This is a genomic window from Myxococcales bacterium (assembly GCA_016706225.1).
Lineage (GTDB): Bacteria > Myxococcota_A > Polyangia > Polyangiales > Polyangiaceae > JADJKB01.
In genome coordinates this window covers 611,230-627,273 of record JADJKB010000005.1, presented here as the reverse complement: position 1 = coordinate 627,273, position 16,044 = coordinate 611,230, and the positions used below count along the sequence as shown (strand labels likewise).

10 protein-coding genes are annotated in these 16,044 nt (G+C 67.1%); 3 read left to right on the top strand and 7 right to left on the bottom strand.

Annotated elements, in window-relative coordinates; translation table 11 throughout:
- Complete coding sequence (locus IPI67_10515) at positions 1-3,126, top strand: efflux RND transporter permease subunit (protein MBK7580625.1); 3,126 nt, start codon at positions 1-3, stop codon at positions 3,124-3,126.
- A gap of 51 nt (positions 3,127-3,177) precedes the next feature.
- Here the strand turns inward: IPI67_10515 and IPI67_10510 are convergent, their stop codons facing one another.
- The 3 genes from IPI67_10510 to IPI67_10500 are packed head-to-tail and all read right to left on the bottom strand — an operon-like array spanning position 3,178 to position 7,230.
- Complete coding sequence (locus tag IPI67_10510) at positions 3,178-4,830, bottom strand: O-antigen ligase family protein (protein MBK7580624.1); 1,653 nt, start codon at positions 4,828-4,830, stop codon at positions 3,178-3,180.
- Positions 4,831-4,842: 12 nt separating this feature from the next.
- Positions 4,843-6,876 carry a HEAT repeat domain-containing protein gene (locus tag IPI67_10505; GenBank protein ID MBK7580623.1) on the bottom strand — a complete coding sequence of 678 codons (2,034 nt, stop codon included), beginning with the start codon at positions 6,874-6,876 and terminating at the stop codon, positions 4,843-4,845.
- Positions 6,877-6,882: 6 nt separating this feature from the next.
- On the bottom strand, positions 6,883-7,230 hold the full coding sequence (locus IPI67_10500; protein MBK7580622.1) for a hypothetical protein: 348 nt from the start codon (positions 7,228-7,230) through the stop codon (positions 6,883-6,885).
- A 178-nt stretch (positions 7,231-7,408) separates the two neighbouring features.
- Between IPI67_10500 and IPI67_10495 the strand changes: the two genes are divergently transcribed.
- Together IPI67_10495 and IPI67_10490 are read left to right on the top strand one after the other, a co-directional pair.
- Entirely contained in the window at positions 7,409-8,185 is a 777-nt protein-coding gene (locus tag IPI67_10495) for a class II aldolase/adducin family protein (GenBank protein MBK7580621.1), read from the top strand.
- A 303-nt stretch (positions 8,186-8,488) separates the two neighbouring features.
- Positions 8,489-9,103 carry a sigma-70 family RNA polymerase sigma factor gene (locus tag IPI67_10490; GenBank protein ID MBK7580620.1) on the top strand — a complete coding sequence of 205 codons (615 nt, stop codon included), beginning with the start codon at positions 8,489-8,491 and terminating at the stop codon, positions 9,101-9,103.
- A 91-nt stretch (positions 9,104-9,194) separates the two neighbouring features.
- Here IPI67_10490 and IPI67_10485 read toward each other — a convergent pair whose 3' ends face one another.
- The 4 genes from IPI67_10485 to IPI67_10470 form a co-directional block, all read right to left on the bottom strand.
- Positions 9,195-12,695: a protein kinase gene (locus IPI67_10485; protein ID MBK7580619.1), complete on the bottom strand. Its 3,501-nt coding sequence runs from the start codon at positions 12,693-12,695 to the stop codon at positions 9,195-9,197.
- Positions 12,696-12,896: 201 nt separating this feature from the next.
- Complete coding sequence (locus IPI67_10480; protein ID MBK7580618.1) at positions 12,897-13,859, bottom strand: hypothetical protein; 963 nt, start codon at positions 13,857-13,859, stop codon at positions 12,897-12,899.
- A gap of 91 nt (positions 13,860-13,950) precedes the next feature.
- On the bottom strand, positions 13,951-14,790 hold the full coding sequence (locus IPI67_10475; GenBank protein ID MBK7580617.1) for a hypothetical protein: 840 nt from the start codon (positions 14,788-14,790) through the stop codon (positions 13,951-13,953).
- A gap of 256 nt (positions 14,791-15,046) precedes the next feature.
- Positions 15,047-16,027: a hypothetical protein gene (locus IPI67_10470; protein ID MBK7580616.1), complete on the bottom strand. Its 981-nt coding sequence runs from the start codon at positions 16,025-16,027 to the stop codon at positions 15,047-15,049.
- Positions 16,028-16,044 lie beyond the last annotated feature (17 nt).

The following is a 16,044-nucleotide window of genomic DNA, read 5'->3' as shown; positions in this document are numbered from 1 at the left end:
GTGGGCGCGCTGTCGTTCATCGTGGGCTGGTCGCTGCGAAACCGGGCGGCAGTGCTCGTTGCCACCTTGTTATTGGTCGTCGTCGGCGTTTGGTCGGCGATGACGCTACCGGTCGACGCGGTCCCGGACGTCACGACGAAACAGGTTCAGATCATCACCTCGGCGCCAGCGCTGTCGCCCGTCGAGGTCGAGCAATACGTGACCACGCCCGTCGAGCGTTCTTTGGCGGGCATACCCCACACGACCGAGGTTCGCTCCATCTCCAAGTACGGGATCTCGGTGGTGACTGTGGTGTTCGAAGACGGCGTCGACATCTACTTCGCCCGACAGCTGGTTGCGGAACGCATGCGGGAGATGGACGACTCGGTGCCGCCGGCCTTCGGCCGCCCAGAGATGGGGCCGATTTCATCGGGTCTTGGCGAGATTTTTCAGTTCACGGTCACGAACGACAAACTCTCGCTGATGCAACTCGAGGAAATGCTCGACTGGCAGATCGCGCCCGTCCTGCGCACGGTCCCGGGGGTTGTCGAGCTCAACAGTTTTGGCGGCGAAGACAAGCAGTACCAGGTCGTACTGGATCCAAGACGCCTGCAAGCAGCCGGCGTGTCGATTGCCGAAGTCGTGGCAGCGCTGGAGAAGTCCAACGCCAACGCCGGCGGCGGCTACATAGAGCACGCCGGCGAACACTTTGTCATCGGAACGAACGGTCTGGTGCGAAGCCTGGAAGATCTGCGCGGCGTGGTGATCGGAGCCACGCCCCAAGGGGTTCCCATCACGATTGCGACGGTGGGGGACGTGCAATTCGGCCCGCGACTCCGCCGCGGCGCCGCGTCCAAGGATGGCAAGGGTGAGGTCGTGGTCGGTGTCACCATGATGCTGATGGGGGAGAACGCCCGGGTCGTCACCAACGGCGTCAAGGCCAAGTTGGCCGAACTCCAGTCGTCACTGCCGGCCGGAACACACATCGAATCGTTCTACGACCGCTCGGTGCTCGTCGAGCGCACCATTCGCACCGTCGGCATCAACCTGCTGGAGGGTGCTGCACTCGTCATACTGGTGCTGCTGCTCCTGCTCGGGGATCTACGCGCGGGGCTGGTGGTGGCGACCACGATCCCACTCTCCTTGCTGTTCGCGGTCATCGTGATGCGGATGACGGGGCTCAGTGGCAATTTGATGAGCCTCGGCGCCATCGACTTCGGGTTGATCGTCGATGGTGCCGTGATCATCGTCGAGAATGCGGCCCGCCACCTGTCCAAGGAAGCGCAGCGGCTGGGCCGAGCGCCGACCAGCGCCGAACGTCTAGCACTGATCCGAAGTTCCACCCTGGAAGTTCGCTCCGCCAGCGTGTTCGGCGAGTTGATCATCGCCATCGTCTACCTGCCGATCCTCGCCCTGACCGGGATCGAAGGAAAGTTGTTCCAGCCGATGGCAACCACGGTGTTGCTGGCCCTCGCTGGAGCGTTCGTGCTGTCGATGACCTTGGTCCCCGTGCTCACGAGTCTGCTGCTCGAGCCACGGGCAGAGCATTCCGAGACCTGGTTTCTCCGCGCCGCGTCCCGCGCGTTTGCGCCGTTGCTCCGCGCGAGCCTGCGCCATCGGGCGGTCGTGGTCACCGCGTCCTTGCTGCTATTGATCGCTGGAGGCATTGGGTTCACCCGGCTCGGCGCCGAATTCGTGCCTCAGCTGGACGAAGGTGACTTGCTGGTCGAGGCCCGCAGGCTCCCGGGGGTCGCGCTGTCGGAGTCGGTCGCCACTGATGCTCGACTGCAGAAAGCCATACTGACAGTTCCCGAAGTGCTGCATGTCGTCAGCAAGACGGGAGCCCCGGAGCTGGCCGTCGACCCCATGGGGATCGAACAGACGGACGTCTATATTGCACTGAAGCCCCCATCAGAGTGGCGGCGCGGGCTGCAAAAGACCGACCTCGCCGCGCAAATCTCCCGAGCCATCGACGCGGCTGTGCCCGACGTCGTCGGATCGCTCTCACAGCCCATCGAGATGCGCACGAACGAGCTCGTGGCCGGGATCCGCTCCGACGCCGCGCTGCTCATCTATGGCGCTGACCTGGAGCGGCTGGCGCAGCTGGGTGAGGAGGCCGCGCAGCTCATTCGTGGCGTCGCAGGCGCAGAGGATGTGCGCGTCGAGCAAGTTGCCGGGCTGCGTTACCTGCGCGTCGTTCCCGACCGGAACAAGCTGGCGCGTTACGGCTTGACGATCGATGACGTCAACCAGGCAACCGAAACCGTGGCGGTCGGCCACCAGACCGGGCATGTGCTCGAGGGTGATCGTCGTTTTGGCATCGTGCTCAAGACCCGGCACGGGTTCACCGGCGACCTGGCCCCACTCCGCGCGCTCCCGCTCAAGTCGCTCAGCGGGCAGATCGTGCCTCTCGGAGACGTGGCCGAGCTTCGGTTCGAGACGGGGCCTGCCCAGATCAGCCGCGAGGCGCAGTCCCGTCGGCTCAGCGTCGAATTCAATGTCCGCGGCCGAGATCTCTCCTCGGTGGTTCGAGACGCGCAAAGCGTCATCTCCGCCAAGCTGGCCCGACCTACGGGTTATCGCCTCAGCTGGGGCGGGCAGTATCGACACTACGCTGACGCAAAACTCCGCTTGTCACTGGTGGTCCCACTGGCACTCGGCCTGATCCTGTTCCTGCTGTGGATGGCGTTCCGTTCGGGCCGCGCAGCTGCGCTGATCTTCCTCGGAGTTCCGTTCGCTGTCGTCGGGGGCGTTGCGCTGCTGCTCCTCCGCGGGATCCCATTCTCGATCTCCGCCGGCGTCGGTTTCATCGCGCTGTTCGGAGTCGCGGTGCTGAACGGCCTGGTACTCGTCTCGTTCGCACGGCAAGAGCAGGCGGCGGGTGCAACCGCTGCCGACGCCATCGAAGCCGCCGCCCGACTCAGGCTGCGCCCCGTGCTCACGACGGCCCTCGTGGCGGCCTTCGGATTTCTGCCGATGGCACTCTCGACAGCGCCTGGCTCCGAGGTCCAACGGCCGCTCGCCACCGTGGTCATCGGTGGGGTCGTCACGGCGACCTTGTTGACACTGTTGGTGCTCCCGGTGCTGTACGCGTGGTGGGGGCGGCTGGAGAGCTCCGCCGGAACTCAGATCGAAGACAACTCGTGACGGGCGACAGCAGGGCGCGGCGAGCTCCGTACTCTGTGCGTCGGATTTCCATCAGCGCGTCGCACGATCGAGCCGCCGTCTCCGCAAGGCCTCGGCGATCAGCGCGAGCTTCGGGTGACCGGGATAGAGCTGCTGCGCAAGCACGAGCTCGCGCTCGGCTCCGTCATCGTCACCTAGCTCCCCCAGCGTCGCAGCGAGATTGGCGTGCGCACGAAACGAACCCGGGTTCAGCTCGAGCGCTGCCTCGAAGGTCGCTCGGGCTTCCGGCAAGCGACGCAGCTCCACGAGGGTGTTCCCGATCGCGACCTCGGTGCTGACGTTCTTCGAGAGCGCACGGGAGCGCAGCAGATGTGTCAAACCCTGAGCGACCTCACCGCGCTCCACCTGCTCCATACCCAGAGAGAACTCGGCCTCCGCGGAGTCCGGCGCGAGCTCCACCGCCCGGGAGAGTAGCCGCGCGCGCCGAGCCATGTCCGCCTGCCGCGCCTCGCTGACCAGGCGCGTCGAGCGCCACTGCCGCGCCTCGCGAGTCAGCGCAGAGGCAGCGATGACCAGCCCCACGAGCGGGAGGACGCGCGAGGCCCACATCGCACGTGCGGGCAGGAAAAAGCGGGGCGCCTCGGCCAAGGTGAGCGCCGTCAAGACGATGAGGGCCGGCGCGTGCAGCGGTACGTCGGCGCTCGCCCCCACTGCCAGCGCAGCCAGGGCACCGGCACCCGCAGGGGAGCGGCGGCCGAGGCTCTGAATGCCCGTCGCGAGCAACGCCAGCAGCAGGCCCACACCGATCACTCCCGAGCTGGCGAACGCATGCAACCACTCGTTGTGCGCAGTCCCCGGGTGCACGAAAGAACGCGACGCCTCCGCGACATCGAGGGAAGCAAGTGCCCTGCCCTGCTCGCTCAGAAACTCGTGGTTGAAGCGCGCTTCACCGCTTCCCCACGGCAGGCAGCGGAGGGCCACGCTCAGGCTGTGTTTCCAGATCCAAAACCGACCCGCGAGCGCGCCCGGCGCGCCACCGCCCGCGCTCGGGTTGAACAGCACAGCGGCGAAACCACTCGCGAGAGCCAGGCCGAGCGTGACCCACCACCCGACCCGCCAGCGTCCTCTTGCCCACATCACCGCGAGCCCCGCCGGCAGCGCGAGCCACGCGGCCCTCGATTCCGCGAGGCCCCACGCGGCGACCTGCAACACGACCGCCGCGACCCACAACCAGCGGACACGCGCCCGAGCTCGCACGGCAGCGACCGCCGCGACCAGGCTGGGCACGAGCGTCACAGAGAGCAGCAGTCCGAGGGTGTTCGGGTTTCCCATGCCGCCGTGCAGCGCCATGCCGCGGGCAGCGCGGGCCCAAACGAAGCAGGTGATGACCGCCGCGCCGACCCCGATCCCCGCGCTGACCAGCAGCAAGCTCTGGCGCCGCTTCGCCAGCGGCAGTGCCGCAGTCACACAGCCGAGCACGAAGCTCGCGAACCAGGCGGCCGAGAGCGAGGTCGCGCCGCGGACCAGACTCCACAGGGCGAACCCGCCAAACAGCGCCAAGGGCAGGGTCAACGCGAGCTGCACCCGCCACACCGCGGCCGTCACCAGAAAGAGCGCGGCCGCGATCAGCAGCAGCACACTCTTCGGCTGCCCGGCCAAGGATGCGGGATCGTACGCCAGGGCGGCGAGGATCGCAGCGGCGACGAGCGAGCGTTGGAGCTTCACGCGGACCCGCGCTCAGCTTCGATCGTCGAGCAGTACACGGAGCTCGTCCCGCACGAAGCTGCGGGACTCGCGGGCCAATGCACGACGCATGAGCCAGGTGACCTTCTTCGAGCGCTCGCGCAACAGGTAACGACGCGCGAGCGCTTGTTTGCGCGGTGAGGCACTGCCGAGCGCGTCCAGGAACAGGAAGAACTGCGGATCCGGATCCCAGGCGAGGAGCACCGCGGCTGCGGCCATTGCGTGATCGGCGTCGGCTCCGCGGGCGCGTGTCGTCAGCTCGGCAGTGAAAGCCTGACGCGCCTTCGGTTCGCGCACGCGGGAGATGATCCGCACGATGCGCGACATCCACGCCTGCGGGGCGTTGTCGAGCTCCGCGAGGACTTGTTTCACCGCGGCTGCGTCGCCCAGGCGGGCGCTCGCGACCAGCACGTGCAGCCGCGTCCACGTGCTCGCGTCCTTGCGCACCGCGGACAAACTCTTGGTGGCCGTGGCCGCGCCGACGTAGCCCAGAAAATCGGCGCTCCTGCGCAGGCCCGAGACACTGTGAAGCGAGCGGGCCTGATCGAAGCTGCTCAGGGCCAGGGGCCCGGCGCCGGTGGGGCTCTTGACCCCCAAGAGATCCGTCAGCTCGTGTCGCCCCTGCGCCCAACCGAGCAGCAATCGACTCGAGACCGAGACGTCCTTGTCCGCCTCGAGAAACGCTTCGACGTCCCCGAGAGCGCAGGCCCGCTGCTCGTAGCAGGTCATCAGGTAGTCGCGAACTCGAGCGTCGCCCAGCTCTCCGAGCGCAATCGCGGCTCGACGCCGGATCGCCTCGCCGTCCCGCGGCAGTTTGCCGGCAAAGAGCTGGTCGTGGATGAGATCCTTCTTCTGGCCCTTCGTCAGCGCGCTGATGGCGTACACGGCCTCTTGCCGGATCGACCAGTTCGGGTCCGACACGTATTTTTCCGCGACCGGGACTGCCGCCGCCGTGTCGAGCTTGCCCAGCGCCGCCACGCTGCTGGTTCGCACCAGATCACTCGCGTCTTTCGCCGACCGCTCCAAAATGGGCAGGCCCTCGGGGCGCCGCACGTCACCGACTACGAACGCGGCGTTCAGCCGAATGATGGCCTGTTTGTGCTGAGCCACCTTGTCGATGGCGGCGTAGAACGCCTTGCGATCGAGGCGCTCCAGCGCAAACGCGATGTTGTTGAGCATGCGGGACTCGCGCACCTTGGGGAGGTGGGCGAGCAACGCGCGCGTGGCTGCCGGATCACCGATGTGCCCGAGGGCGTACACGGCCTTGTTGCGGATCTCGGCGTCGACGTGATCCATCAGGGGCACGAGCGCCGGCGACAGCGCGCGATCTCGGAGCTCGGTCGCCGCCTCGACGCCTGCGTAGACCAGCGCTTGATTCCCGCTCTTGAGCGCGAGCACCGTGTCGCCGACCAGCGTCGTCCGCGCCATCAAGGACCGGCTCTGCCAAAGCGCCCGGAACACCTCGGCGCGGCTGTCCGCTTCGTCTTTTTTCGGAACCTTTGCCAGCTCACCGCGGAGAAAACGCACGGCCTTTTGCTGGCCGAGGGCCCCGAGGGCCGAGAGCACCACGGATTTGACACGCTCGGACTCGTCCTTGCGGCGATAGACCTTGGCCAGCGCATCGTAAGAGGCGGCGTCCGGCAGGCTCACGAGCGCCCGGGCAACCTCGTAACGAACGGGCTCTTCCCAATCGTCGAGCGCCGTCCGGAGCGTCGGCAGCGCGCGCGGATCTCCGAGATCGTTCAGCACCCGCGCGCACACCACTCGCAGCCCGGCGTCGGTGTTGTCACTCAGACAGCGCTCGAGCGCCGCGGTAGCGCGCCGTCCGAGGTTCAGGATGTCGGGGCTGCTCGGCATCTCGTAGCCCGCCACGTTGATCAAGACCGTGGCGTCGTTCGGGATCTTCCGGAGCACGACGCGCGCGGGAGCCTCCGCGACATCGTCGTCGGCGATTGCGTCTCGCGCGGCCGGCCAGAGCGCGCCCGCGGCGAGCAGCAGCGAGAACCCGATGCGGAGTGTCGTTTTCATCATTTCTCAGCGCTCCCGAACCTTCTTGGCGTGGCGGTCGACCAATTCTCGCACCTGTTGTTTGGTCAGCTTCCGCTCGAAGAAACGCACCGTCAGCTGGCGCTCGCGGCAACCGTCCTGGTCGTCCCACTCGAGCAGGTCGATGCCGCGATTTTCGTACAGCGCCAGATCGAACTCGCGCTCACAGTCATGGCCTGGCTCCAGCTCGAGCTGATACCGGACGTCACTCCGGGGCTCGCTCCGGGGCACGGGTGTGTCCGGTCCAGGTCCGGTGGCCGCGGGCACTCCGCCGCAGGCGGCGGTGACCAGGGCGAACGCTACGCAGCCGCGCGTGGGGATCAGCTTCTCGAACATCGTTCGCCCGTCTCAATACGCCGAGGAATTGCCTCGCATTCCCGCGGGCGCGGAGTATCGGCTCCAAGCCGAGAGCGACGCAAGTCCACCCAAGGCCGCACCTCTGCCGGCGGCCCCGGACGCCCGCGCCGGGCGCCCCCCAACAACATCGCCTTTTCCTGTTAGCATTCCGCGCCCGATGCTCCGTCCGCCCGAGACTTCGCTTCGGCGAGCGCTCCTCCGCTTCGCCCGACTCTGCCACGAACGCTCGTTGCTCGTCGGAATGGACGGCAACCTCTCGGTGAAGCTGAGCGAGTCACGGATCCTGTGCACGCGCGCCGGCTGCCACAAGGGTTTGCTCGAAGACGACGACTTGGTGGTCATCGATCTGCAGGGGCAAAAGCAGCGCGGACGCGGTGAGCCCACGAGCGAGATGGCGATGCACTTGGCCTGCTACCGCGCGCGTCCCGACGTGGATGCCGTGGTGCATGCGCATCCCCCCACGTGCGTCGCTTTCACCGTCGCCGGCGTGTCTCTCGCGCAGTGTGTGTTGCCCGAGGTCGTGCTCACCATGGGTAGCATCCCCACGCTCGCCTACGAGCGGACGGGCACGAACGCGCTGGCCGACTTGGTCGGTGATGCGATGAAGACCCACGACGCGGTCATGATGGATCGCCACGGCGCCGTCTGCGTCGGCCGGGATCTGCTGGACGCCTTCTGCAAGCTCGAGACCATGGAGCACACCGCAAAGGTCCTCTTGAGCGCGCGGCAGCTCGGGCAGGTGCGCGAGCTCCCGGCCGACGAGGCGACGCGGCTCCGCGCGATGGGGCTCGCGCGCTACGGTGGTCCGCCGTCGACCTCCGAGCTGCCGGCGCACTGCCAAGGCTGCTCGGGCTGCGGCCGTCCCACGGTGGACGGCCTGGCGCGGCCCGCGGGATTCAGCGTTGCCCGGATCGGTAGAGGCGCGCCAAGCTGACCCGCGCTGCTGACGAGACGGCATGTCGAGCAGCGGAACGACGCAGAAAACGTCGTGCCTGTGCGGCGTCCCGGGGAAGGCGTGAGAACCTGGACGTAGACGAAGCGGACGGGGCTGGCTTGGGGGACACCCGCGTCCGGGCCGCGGGGCGGCCCCGCGCGCGCGGAGGCGCTGGGATTGGTTCGGTCCCAGCTGCAGCGATCACTCGAGGCAGGTGCCCGAGTCGCGGAACTCGTCGGCCCCGCTTTCGTGGTGTCGCTGCGCTTCGAGTGCGCGTGCCCTGGATGCTATGCTCGGGTCCGGTTGACTGACTTCGAGCTGCTGCGTCGTTGGGAGGGCGGGGATTTGGATGCCGGGAACGAGCTGTTCGAGCGCCATTTCGACGCGGTCCATCGTTTCTTCGCGAACAAGGCCCCGTCGGACGCCGCTGATCTGGTGCAGCGCACGTTCCTGGCGCTGCTCGAGGCACTCGAACGCTTTCGACAGGAATCCTCGTTCCGGACCTTCTTGTTTGCCATCGCACACCACGAGCTGATGGCGCACTGGCGCAGTCGCTCGCGCGTCGAGCTGAAGTCGTCGCTCTCCAGCGTCCTCGATCTGGACCCCTCTCCAAGCGCGTTGATCACGCGGGTCGCGGAGGAACGCCACCTACTCGAAGCGCTACGCTCCATCCCGATCGAGCTGCAGGTGGCGCTCGAGCTCTTCTACTGGGAGGGACTCACCGGCCCGGAGTTGGCCGTCGTGCTATCCGTCCCAGAAGGAACCGCGCGCAGCCGCTTGCGGCGGGGACTCGAACTGCTTCGTCAGCGGCTCGATCATCTGGAGCATGGCCCGGAACGCTTGGGCTCCACGCTGGCTAGCTTGGACGGCTGGGCGCGCGCCATGGTTGCGGCCCTCCTCGAGCAGCCCGCAGACTGAGCGGGTCAGCTCGCAATGCAAACGGCGCCGACGTCGACCATCCGGCGAGCTACTGACACTGGCGCATCCGGCAACCCGCGGACGTGCGCAGTCAGCGCAAGCCCGGATCCTCTTCCAGTAGCTGCTGGCCGACACCCATCGAGCAAACCAAGTCACGCGCGCCATCGCAGAGCGACCGGCCCTGGTCTCCGCCGAGCCGCAATCCGAGCTGATAGGAAGCTATCGCGGCATCGACCTGCCGACCGAATCGCTGCGCCACCGACTCGGCCCGCTCGAGCAGGCGGAGGGCGAGCTCCGGCCGTGATGCAGCGTCGGCGACATAGGCTCGCGCACGATCGGATGAGCCTGCGACCAACGGCGGGCAGTTGTCGATGCGTCGCGCAAACCACTCGGCACGCCGCGGTTGGGCGCCGAGCGAACCGCGACGCAATGCGCCAGCTTCCAGGTGGGCGACGATCATCGCGAACGGTCCGGCGTACGTGGTGGCAAAGAACCGACACGCGGCGACTTGCTGCATGGCGATGGCGAACTCCCGCCTGGGACCATCGCCGCGATCGGCGTACAGATCGGGGAGGTGTCGATAGAGCAGCGCGCCGCTACGCTGCACGTTCGAATGATCTCCAGCGTACATGCGAACGATTCCGTCGACCTGCTCCCGAGCTTCGTCGAAGTTCCCCTCCAGATATGAAACGTAGGAGGCCAAGAGCTCGACGTGCGCAGCGACGAGCGCGCTGTCGAGCTCCTTCAGGTTCTTGCGGAACCAGACGAGGTGCCGGCGCATCGCGGGCAGATCCTGACGATAGGCATCGGCCATCGTCCCCCACGAAGTTGCCATCAAACGTTCGCTGCTTGCGCCGACGCGGTCGAAATCTGTGGAAGCCTGCTGCAGCACGTCGCGCGACCTCGCCCAGTCACCCCGCCGGAGCGCGCGCAGCCCCGCAACGAACCCAGCCATTGCGCGATTCTCTTGGCTCGGCTCCGCGCCAGCCAACTGCTGGGCGCGGGCTTCGTATGCGTCGGCGAGCCGCACACGCTCATGCCGACTGCCAATCAGGGCCAGCGCGACGAACATGTAGTGGCACTGTGCCTCCTCTTGTCGTGCCCGCGCCCGCGCGTAGCCGTCACATGCTCGCAACAGGTACCTGATCCCGTTTGGGGGATCGATGAACGAGAGCAAAATGCCGAGCTTCACGTCACGTTGCGGCGACGTGCGACCCACGCGGCGGCCGCGGGCCCTGGGGGCAAGATAACCGAGCGCGCGACGCGCGTGGCCCCCGGAAGGGCCAAGCAGGAATGTTGCCGCGGTGAGCAGCGCGCCCGGACCGCGTGCCTGCGTGTTTTGATCGCCGCTCTGCGCGAGGGCACGGTCGAGGCGCTCGAGGCCGCGTGCGACCTCGTTGCCAGCAATGAGGGCGTGCGCCTCGGACAACGCGAGGTCGGCGCGCTCCCCGACCGGTGCCAGGGCAGCGTATTCGGCCCACGTCTCCGCGGCCTGCACGTAGGCTCCGACTCTCTCCAACGCCTCAGCGCGCGCGCGAAGCAGCGGCCCTCTTTCCCGCACCGAGTCCAGCAGCGCGATGGCGTACATTTCCGCCGCGAGAGCGTAGGCCCCACGCTTCGCCGCTGCCTTTGCCGCGGGTTCGGCCAGGCGCGCTGCCTCGACGGTCCGCCCAGCGCCGAGCAGGTGTCGAACGCAGCGCTCGGGCGGGGCTGTGCGGATGCCGAGCCAGTACTCGGCCCAGGCGTGGTGACACCACGGCAGACTCTTTTCCAGCACCTCGAGCGCAGTTCGCCGAACCAAGTCGTGATAGATGTCGACCTCACTGTCGATCCGCGCGTGGCCACCGCGTCGCACGAACCCGTCGTCTGCCATTGCGGCGACTGCTTGGTCCACAACGCCGAGCGGCTCGCCCATGACGCTCGCAATCGCTGGAAGTGTCGTCCAGTCGTCAGCAGCCACCAGCAACGCCAAGACCTTCCGCTCGATGTCCGTGCGTCGCGCGATCAGCCCGTGTAGATTCGGCCGCCCAGTGAGTGCCAGCGCGTGACCGGCGACCTCTGCCAGCATCGGCCGACCATCGCAGCGCGACGCGGCCTCGCTGACCTCCTGTCGTGAGGGGATGTGCCCGGCAGAGCGCGCGGTGCGCTCGACGATCTCCAAGACCGACTCGGCCTCGAGCGGCGGAACACGGGTGCGGGTACTTCGCTTTTGTTTCTTCAGCCAGCCATCGGCCGCAGTTTCGCCCAGGTCATCCCGCAGCGTGGCGATCACGGTGGTACGGTCGTCAGTGGCCGCTCCGAGATGTGACAGCAGCAAGAGCGAGTCGCTGTCCGCCCACTGGAAGTCGTCGATCACCAGCGTCACGCGCCCGCCAGTGCCCGCGGCGTCCTGCATGAGGCGGTGTAATGCGTCGAACACCACCGCGCGCACTGGCGCTGCTCTCTTCCCGAACAGCCGCAAACGAACGAGCTCTTTGTCGCGCTCATTCGCGGGGAACCCGCTGGTCGTCAGAGCTGGGAAGATTTGGCGCGCGGTGCCGACGGCAGCCACGACGTCTGTCCGCAACGTGTCTCGCCGCGAGAGCACGCGAGCCAGGTCATCCACCGCGCCATCGATGGCGTTGTAGGCCACGCGCTCGGTGGGGCGCGGCCGACTTCGAAGCACCAAGTGTCCATCTCGCTCCAGGTCCACGGCCAAGTGCTCCGCGAGCGCACTCTTGCCGACGCCATTCGGACCGCAGAGCACGAGCAGCCAGGGATTCTCGCGCCAGCACTCACGTAAGCTCTCCAGCAGGGACTCCCGGCCGACAAGGCCGCGCAGCGAGCGTGGCCGCGGCAAGCGTCCGTCCTGGGGCGCCGCCAAAGTCCCCTCGAGTCGCCGCCGAAGATCTGCGGCCGTCGGGCGCCGGTGGGCCGGTTTGTCCAGGAGATCGCGACACACTTGATCGAAGAGCGGCGGCGCGGACGGGAACACTTCGGACAGTCGAGGTGGCAGGCAATTCCCATGCGCTTCCAGCTGCTCCGCGCGGGTGCCTTCGAACACCGGGCGGCCCGTGATCAACTCGAACAGCATACACCCAAGCGCGTACAGATCGTTGGCCGGTTCGGGCGGCTCTCCGCGGATCTGTTCGGGTGGCATATAGCCCGGCGTGCCAACGACAATGGCGCGCTCTCGCTCGGCGGCACCAGCCTGCATGCGCCCGAGCACGCCGAAGTCGACTAGCTTTGCGATTCCGTCGTGATTGACCAGCACGTTGTGTGGCTTCAGGTCGCGATGCACGACGCCGTGGGCATGAATGAAGGCCAGCGCATCCAGGATTTGTGGCAAAACATGCTGCAGCGCCGGCAGCGGGTCCCGAACCCGAACCCACTCGTCGAGAGAAACTCCTTCGACGGCCTCCATGGTGAAGTAGAGACCTCCCGCGTCCTCGCCCAGCTCATAGACCCGGACCAAGTTCGGGTGGAGCAAGCCGGAGAGCACGCGGAATTCTTCTTTGAAGTGCCGGTGCGCGGCGGAGTGACCAACCACCAGACGTTTGTGTGCCACTGCGTGCCCACGCACCGCGTCGTCCATCAGGCTCACCGAGCCCATAGCTCCGCGCCCGAGCTCCCGCACGAAGGAGTACCGAGTTCCGCCAGGAGTTGTCTTGCTGCCCAAAGCCTGTTCCAAAGTAGCGTGGAATTCGCCGAAACGAGACCACATTCCCGTTCGTGGACCTTCTCGGGTGGGCGGAGCGCCGAGCCGCGCTGCGGCGCGGGCGTCTGGTGCTGGTTGGAACTCGAACGAAAGCCTCTATTTCTTCACGCAGGTCGGGGGAACGCTGTTGTTGCCCCACTTGTAACCGACGATGCAGGCTACGAGCTTGCAGATCGGCTGGCCATTGGGTGCGAAGTCGGAGCACTGCTTCATGACCGTCGAGCAGTCGGTGTTGGCTTTCCAGCAGGCGTTCCCGGCGGTCGAGGTGCAATACAGCGGGTAGTTGGGGTCGGTGCAATGGGTGCATGTTCCAGACTTGCAGGACTGCCCCGACGGACACGTGCCGGTCGCGCATTTTCCACCGCACCCGTTCGATCCGCCGCAGCTGGTGCACTTCGGAACGCACACGCAACTCCCGTTCGAGCACTGGTACTGGGCGCCCCCGCCGCAGGCGCCGGTCGTGCAGATGTTTCCGCAACCGTCGTCGCCTCCGCAGGTGAGGCAGGTGGACTGACAGACACAAGTGCCGCTATTGCACTGGTCTTGGGGTCCCGCGCAGCTCCCGGTCATGCACACGCCGCCGCAGCCGTCATCGCCTCCGCACTGAGTGCAGCTCGGGGCGCAAGCGCAGGCGCCCGAAGCGTCGCACTGCCCGGGCGAGCCATCCGCCCGCGCGCAGGCCTGTCCGGGTGGCTGGTTACCCGTCGGCGCACAGGTTTGTCCCGACGCGCTGCACTGCGTGACACCGTTCATGCAGGCAGCCGGTGAACAAGGCTCCCCCACCACGCAACCGCCGCTGCCACCGCCTGCGTTCCCAGCGGCACCGCCCGTTCCACCGAAATTGCTGGGCGTGCCGCCAGAACCACTGGTCGGTCCACCCGGTCCCGCCGAGCCGGATTTGGAGCCAGTGCCAGTGCTGCCTCCGATGGACTGCGCTCCCCCCGATTCACCGCCGTCGTACACGCCGGATGAGCAACCTGGAAGTCCCATGCCGATGATCAGCAGGCACGCTGTGCCGCCAAGCCAGAACCCCAGCCAATTTCGTCCTAGGCACTCCATGCGATTCCTCCCCTGGTTCCCGTGCTGGAGGTAGTGGTGAAAGCGAGCGCGCCGATCACCGAAATGCGCGTGGCCCGGCGCGATTGCGGCTTCAGCCGCCGCTGCCAGTCCAGCCCCCACCGCAACCGTCGGGACAGCCCCAAGTGCCGCTCGAGCCGCTTGGCCCGATGGTTCCCGTCCACTGGCAGCCACCCGCTCCGCCGCCAACCGCGCTGAGTTGACCGCCCTTGACCGTGCCAGTCACCTGGCCCGAGTCCCAACCGTCGTAGCTACCGGTCACTTGCCCGTCGGTCCCGATGTTGAAGCCGAAGGTCCCTTTGACCGTGATGCTAGATCCGGGACACTTGCCGGACCAAATCCCGTTCACCGCCAGCGCGCCGCACGAATCGATCAAACTCTTGCAGCTCGGCTCATCACACTTGCCACACTTGAGTGCCACGGCGCTGATGTTGGCCTTGGAGATGGTGCCGGAGGAGGTAACCGCGAACTCGTAGCACTTGATGTCGTGACAGATGCTGGAGAGGTTGTCACACACTGAACTCGGTACCTGGAACGTGAAACTCAACGTGCCCTGGGTCTGACCAACGGCTTGGGGAAGGTTTACGACTTTGACCGGCCCCGTTGCACCAAAGCGAATTCCGGCGCCGATCACGTTCCCCGCCGGTGACTCGAACGGGATCTGAACGGTCATGGATCCGCCCGGCTCGAGCGGGATGTGTTTTCCGGCGGGAGCGCCGCCGCCGATGCCGATGGTGTCGTCAGTCGCTGGCTCCGGCAGCGGGTCACCCTCGTCGGTGAGTACAATCGACTCGTTCAAGATCTTCTCGGCCTGCCCGCTCTGCTGTTGGGGCTCTGCGCTCGAGGAGGAGCAAGCTTGCACGAGGTTCGCGGCCAAGATCGCGGCCAAGGGGACGCGGAATAGATGGGGCATTCTCTGGTAGTGTGAGGACGGCCCGAATCGATCACTCGATGATCGTCCGCCCAGGCACTTGGTGAGCATGGCGACAACGCTTGCGAGGCGGCGAATTCTCTGTTCCGCCCGGCCGCGCGGACCGGCAAGACGTCTGAGTGGGCCTTTCGCGAGGGCCGTCGCCGGCGAAATGACGTTGCTCGCTGCAGCGTCACGTGATTGCCCCGCCGGAGGTCTCGGCGCCCCCGAACTCGACGCCGGAGCTGGTCGCCGCTGATCAAGTTGCGTCGAAACAGACTTCGACGCGGTTGACGATGAGGGAGCCAGATGGGCCGCCCGCCTTGATCCGCAGCTTGATGCCAGCGTCACCGGGCGTGAACGCGGCCGTCGCGTTTGCGCCATACCACTGGTACGGCGCGCTGTTGGAGACGCCGCCAGCGGGCGATGCGCCGATGCCCTTGAAGGTCTGCCAGGTGAAGCTACCGCTCGCCGTGGTGTTGAAGCTGCGTCCAAAAATGGAGAGGGTGACGTTCTTGATCGACGAGAGGCCGACAGTGCTCATGTCGACGTCGATGAAAACCGTGCCCGAGAGCTCGAGGCCGCCAGCGCCGAGGAAGGTGTCGCTGAAGACCGGTTTGTAGCCGATGCTCTGCGAATACGCGCCGACCTTCCAGGTCGCCGCGTCGGGCAGCTGGTTGAGCTCGTACACCACATAGGCTGTCGAGCTCGGACCGTTCCCGGCCCAGCGGAAGCGCATGGCGTGAGTGCCCGACGCGCCGGAGATGCAGCCACCCGTGCTGCCCCCAGTCCCACCGCTACCGCTCGTGCCGCCCGTTGCTGCGGTTCCCCCTGTCGCACCGCTGCCGCTCGTGCCGCCAGTGCCCCCGGAGGCCAACGTGCCACCCGAGCCGCCTGTCGAGGAAGTGCCACCCGTCGCCGACGTGCCACCGGTGCCGCCGGTCGCCGACGTTCCACCCGTCCCGCCGGTCGCCGACGTTCCACCCGTCCCGCCGGTCGCCGACGTTCCACCCGTGCCGCCGGTCGCCGACGTTCCGCCCGTCGCCGACGCACCGCCGGTCGACAACGTTCCGCCCGTCCCACCGGTCGCCGAGGTGCCGCCCGTACCACCGGTGACGGCGCCACCGAGCCCGCTGTCGAGCGAGCCCCCTCCGGCTCCCCCACCCACGCCACCGGTGCCGCTGCAACTCCACGCGGCGAATGCGAAGATGGTCAGGGCCAATCCGTTTCGCCGATGCATCGGCGCCGAGGGTAGCA

What these genes read in the sequence shown, in the direction of transcription:
- IPI67_10505 (MBK7580623.1), bottom strand. Translation starts at nt 6,876, where the DNA reads ATGAAAACGACACTCCGCATCGGGTTCTCGCTGCTGCTCGCCGCGGGC.
- IPI67_10500 (MBK7580622.1), bottom strand. Translation starts at nt 7,230, where the DNA reads ATGTTCGAGAAGCTGATCCCCACGCGCGGCTGCGTAGCGTTCGCCCTG.
- IPI67_10495 (MBK7580621.1), top strand. Translation starts at nt 7,409, where the DNA reads ATGCTCCGTCCGCCCGAGACTTCGCTTCGGCGAGCGCTCCTCCGCTTC.
- IPI67_10485 (MBK7580619.1), bottom strand. Translation starts at nt 12,695, where the DNA reads ATGGGCTCGGTGAGCCTGATGGACGACGCGGTGCGTGGGCACGCAGTG.
- IPI67_10480 (MBK7580618.1), bottom strand. Translation starts at nt 13,859, where the DNA reads ATGGAGTGCCTAGGACGAAATTGGCTGGGGTTCTGGCTTGGCGGCACA.
- IPI67_10475 (MBK7580617.1), bottom strand. Translation starts at nt 14,790, where the DNA reads ATGCCCCATCTATTCCGCGTCCCCTTGGCCGCGATCTTGGCCGCGAAC.
- IPI67_10470 (MBK7580616.1), bottom strand. Translation starts at nt 16,027, where the DNA reads ATGCATCGGCGAAACGGATTGGCCCTGACCATCTTCGCATTCGCCGCG.